This window comes from Fulvivirga imtechensis AK7 (assembly GCF_000331535.1).
Classification (GTDB): Bacteria; Bacteroidota; Bacteroidia; order Cytophagales; family Cyclobacteriaceae; genus Fulvivirga; species Fulvivirga imtechensis.
Map to the genome: position 1 here is coordinate 1 of NZ_AMZN01000140.1, position 386 is coordinate 386.

The 386-nt window shown below is 44.8% G+C and carries 1 protein-coding gene; it reads left to right on the forward strand.

Annotated features, from left to right (window positions below):
• Positions 1-386 (forward strand): PKD-like domain-containing protein (locus C900_RS26925; protein ID WP_040497654.1); only part of this gene is annotated, 386 nt, incomplete at both ends.

A 386-nucleotide genomic window follows, 5' to 3' on the forward strand; every position in this document is an offset into this window, starting at 1 on the left:
AATGGGACCAGTGGTCCTTTGGATGTGGTTTATACAATTACACCGTACATAGGCACTTGTGCAGGTCCTGACTTTACCATTACAGTAACGATAGATGAGCCGCCAATTTTCACTGGCAACCTTGATGCCACGGTATGTACTGGCGATGCTATAGGCGTTGTTTTGCCATCTACAGACGATGATGGGGATGCCATCAGTAGCTATGATGTAAGCGCTGTAGTAGACCCTGGTTTGGGAGGCACTGCAAGCATAGCTAGCGGTACAACAAATGTGAATTTGATCGCTGGCGACATATTTACAAATGCTACCAATGGTCCTTTGGATGTTGTTTATACAATTACCCCTTATATAGGCACTTGTGCAGGTCCTGATTTTACCATTACAGT